The sequence below is a fragment of the Methanobrevibacter thaueri genome (genome assembly GCF_015062905.1).
GTDB classification, from domain to species: domain Archaea; phylum Methanobacteriota; class Methanobacteria; order Methanobacteriales; family Methanobacteriaceae; genus Methanocatella; species Methanocatella thaueri_A.
In genome coordinates, this window is record NZ_SUTK01000082.1 from 1 (window position 1) to 4,240 (window position 4,240).

A 4,240-nucleotide genomic window follows, 5' to 3' on the forward strand; every position below is an offset into this window, starting at 1 on the left:
TTCAGAAATTTTTTCATTTCCTTCCCTTAATCCTCTTGTAATATCAAAAGATGTTACCCATCCAACAAGCTGTTTATCTTCATTTACAACAGGACAGGTAAAACGCCTAATCTCTTCCATTACTTTGGAAACTTCAACAACACCATCATTACAGTTCAAATATACAAAATCTTTATCCATTAACTCTTTTGCTCTCATAACAAAACCCCATTTTTATTCAATATCGATTCTTTTCAATGCTCCTACAGGACAATGATGAGTGCATTCAATACATCTGATACATTTATCATTGTCAAGGACAACTTTTCCATCGATTAATTCTATAGCCCCTGTTGGGCAATTTTCTTCACACAAATAACAATTTACACAAGATTCATGATTGATATCAATATTTCTACTATGAATTATAGGTCCAATATATCTATCAAGCTCAACGGCATTGTCATTTAGTGAAATTTCAACACATGCCCCACATCCGATACACATTTTCTCATTAATATATGGATAGAGTTCATTTTCAATTAAATCAATGCCCAAATCCATATTCAAATCATCAAAGAACTCTTTAAATTCAAGAGTGAATGCATTTGTAGGACATAAATTAGCACAATCATCCCAATTATTATCAATTGAATAGTCAATTGAAATATTATTCATCCTAACTACTCTATGAGGAGACCGGACATTGCTTAGATTATACTCAATAACATCCCTTTCTTCCCCATTATCATAAATAACTGAATTGTCAATCAATTTAATGGCTGAAATCGGACAAGTCTGTACACAAATTTCACATTTTACACATTTATCAGTTATTTTAGCTATTCTAAATATATTAGCTGGTTCGATTGCATTAACTGGACATGCTTCAACACAGGTATTACATCTTACACATTTAGGTGCAACAGCGATAATTTCTTCCTGAGTGGAAAAATCATCCAACTCAAATTGGAAATCATCCCCGTCATCATCTAATTCAACAGATTTCAAAAGAACTTCACGTTCCAAATTTTTCATCTGTTTTATAAAAGATACTTTCATAATATTACCAACTAACTAATTTATTTAAATAATTTAAAAGAATTCCTCCAATTCTTTTGCAGTAGGAAACTTTTCCATTCCAAATCCTTGAATAGCTTTGCTGGCTACCCAATTTCCAATTTGGCAAGATTTTTCAAGGTCATATCCTTTTAAAAATGAATATAAAAATCCACTGTTAAAACTATCTCCTGCACCAGTCGTATCAACAACTTCACATTCATATGCTTCAACAAAACATTCCTGAGAATTATTTATTGCAAAAACACCTTTAGAACCTTGTTTTACGACAACAGTATCAATTCCCAAGTCCAAAAGACCTAAAGTTAATTCTTTTAAATCATCATAATCATTATTACACAACAATCTTAACTCAGATTCGTTAATAAGCAAAATATCTGTTCTTTCAAGAATAGGCTTTAACTCATCGAATCCCTTTTCAACATACAACATTCCAGGGTCAAAACTTAACAGAGTTTCTTTGCTGAGTTTTTCCAAAAGTTCTATTTGAGTATTGAATGAATCCCCAACAAATGAAGTATAGTGCATTATTTTGCATCTCATAATATTTAATGGATTTATTTCACCAATTTTTATATCATCATTGACCCCTGGAGAAATGTAGAGACATCTTTCACCGTTTTTATCCACGAAACCTATGCACTTTCCAGTTGAACCGCTTTCAGAATAGATTAGATTGTTTGTATAAACACCATTAACGGCCAGATTATATTCAATCAAGTCGCCTTCATCATCTTCGGCTATTTTTCCAATAATTGATGTTGAACAACCCAAACGAGCTAAACCTACAATAGTATTGGCTGCAGAACCACCAGGAGTATCAGTTTCGCTTGTTATAAAACTTTCCTCATCATGAGAAACTATTTTATCTACAGAGTAGAGCCTGTCAACATTTAAAGCTCCGAATCCTATAATCTCCGCATTAAGATCATTATCATAAATTTCCATTTTAAAACCTTATTTTAAGATATCTAATAAATTTATATTTTTATCTCCAAGTTTTCCATCAAAATTACCTGCAGATATTTTTACAACACCTTCAAATTCCAAAGCAGCATCAATTCCTGCTTTAATTGCTTTATTCATTGCATCTTCACTGATTGCATTTATTACAACTTCAGGAATATAATTTACGCCTTCAGGAACTTTTGATTCATCGCCTAAAGATTCCTTTAAGGACGGACAGTAAACATGATTGGTGGTAGGTCCGATTTCAGGGAAATTAGTTTCAGGTTTTGAAGCGGCAGAACATATTTCAAATGGTGCTGTAGCTCCTTCAACTTCCATAATTGCATTGATGATTGCATCACCCGCTTCGAGAACTGCTTCTTGAGTTGAACATAAATACCAAAAGTTTCCACCCATTGTTCCATCATTGATTTTGAATTTCTCTTCAATTTGAAAATCAGGAACCGCAATCGGAACATTGATCATTTTTCTACCATATTCTTCGACAATCCATTCATATCCGTCACCACAATGGCCTACAATATCCATCATTTCAATATATTCATCGCTTTCACAATCTGAATAATCAAAAATGCGTGTGAACGGTTTGACCAAAACATCCTGTCTTAATCTGTAGGACAGTTCAAATGCAAACTTTTCGACATCATCTCCACCTAACCAGTATTGAACTATTGCACCATATCTTCCGTCAGGAGTTTCATTTTCTTCCAAAAATCCTTCAACCCCTCCTTCTACTCTGCCGATTACTGCACTTGGTGTAGAAGTGGAATCATATGCTGCCCTTTTTACAATTTCTTTGGTAGGTCCTGTAATTAAAGCTCTTACATATTTACCTTCAAAAGCTTCGAAAAATGTGTCTTCAACTTTATCATAATTCATCATATTACCTTCTATAAACTTAACCTAATTCTCCAATATCCTGACCTCGGATGTTATTTCTCATGTCTTTGCTCAGTTTCAGGATATCTTCAAAGTTATTTTCATCAATTATTTCAATTAAAGGATAATTTTCATCTTTGAAAATATCAAAGAATTTATTTTTTATTTCCAAATCAATTTCATAACTGTCAAATAATTCGCTCAGATTATCTGAATTATTATAATCCCCAATGAACTTTAAAACATTAGCTTTATTAGTTTTTGAATAAATATTAGCTATTACACATGTTGTGATTGCGCTTGGCGATACAATAGCTATTTCTGCTACTTTTAGAGGATATTCATTTCCGTTGAATGATATGCTGATTCCATTGTTTTTTCTTGCAAATTCCAATGGTTCAACGTCAGTGATGCTGTCACCAATATAGAGTATTTCATTGATATCGATAGCATCCCTTTTGATTATCTCATCAATAGCCAACCGTTTTCCTTCACCACCAACAACATCTATTTTTTTGATTTCATCATAAATGCCCATCTTTGGAATCTCATTAAAGAAAATGTCATCAAACAGCTCATAATCATCAGGATTATCCAAAATTTTTTGTTTGAATTCTGTGACTTTTTTAATTTCATCATCATTTAAAGATAATGCATCTACATTCACTTTGGTATAAAATGTATTTTCAAATGGAAAGTCCATATAATTTGAAAGTGCTTCAATATATTGACCATAACTGGTACTAACTATATAAGTATTCATTGCTCCCTTCAAGTATTTTAAAAGGAATTTTGATTCGTCAACTGCATAAATGTTGTTTTGAGAAAAATTAACCAAATCATCATTTTTTATGTTTTCACAAACAAAGAACGGTAAAACTAATTTCAAAGTATTTCCTGCTTTATAATTATCCTTTTTGACAATATCAACCAGATAATCATCATATAAACTAAGTATTTTGAAAAGTTCACCACCCTCCTCAATGAAATGAACAGCCAATTCAAAAGCATTATCATTTAATGTCAATGGACCTTCACAGTCTGTAATGAATGATTTTTCAAACATCGAATCACCTGAAGTTAATAATTCTTATTGCATCCAATGGACAAATTGATTCACAATTCCTACAGTAGATACATTTTTCACTGTCATAACCGATTTTATCACCATTCAAGGTTAATGCTTCAGTTGGACAGTTTTTAGCACAAATTGCGCAAGCCTGACATTTGGTGGTTGAAATTGACAACTCACCAATCCTCTGATAATGGAGATATGATCTGGCATAGTATAAATCAGTGTCTTTGCTGTAGAAATAATCATCATAAGCACCGA

The 4,240-nt window shown here is 32.3% G+C and carries 6 protein-coding genes; all 6 read right to left on the bottom strand.

The genetic code is table 11. From position 1 onward, the window contains the following. Positions 1-198, bottom strand: a 198-nt coding sequence (locus E7Z79_RS09310; protein WP_303739668.1) for a CBS domain-containing protein, incomplete at its 3' end; no start/stop codon positions are given. A 15-nt stretch (positions 199-213) separates the two neighbouring features. Further along, positions 214-1,041 (bottom strand): 4Fe-4S binding protein, encoded by an 828-nt coding sequence (locus E7Z79_RS09315; protein ID WP_303739669.1) that lies wholly within the window; start codon positions 1,039-1,041, stop codon positions 214-216. Between the two features lie 33 nt (positions 1,042-1,074). Beyond that, positions 1,075-2,007 (bottom strand): carbohydrate kinase family protein, encoded by a 933-nt coding sequence (locus E7Z79_RS09320; protein WP_292605635.1) that lies wholly within the window; start codon positions 2,005-2,007, stop codon positions 1,075-1,077. A gap of 9 nt (positions 2,008-2,016) precedes the next feature. Then, on the bottom strand, positions 2,017-2,907 hold the full coding sequence (locus tag E7Z79_RS09325) for a formylmethanofuran--tetrahydromethanopterin N-formyltransferase (RefSeq protein ID WP_292605637.1): 891 nt from the start codon (positions 2,905-2,907) through the stop codon (positions 2,017-2,019). Between the two features lie 19 nt (positions 2,908-2,926). Further along, positions 2,927-3,973: a hypothetical protein gene (locus tag E7Z79_RS09330; RefSeq protein ID WP_303739670.1), complete on the bottom strand. Its 1,047-nt coding sequence runs from the start codon at positions 3,971-3,973 to the stop codon at positions 2,927-2,929. A gap of 4 nt (positions 3,974-3,977) precedes the next feature. Next, positions 3,978-4,240, bottom strand: a 263-nt coding sequence (locus E7Z79_RS09335; protein ID WP_303739671.1) for a 4Fe-4S binding protein, incomplete at its 5' end; no start/stop codon positions are given.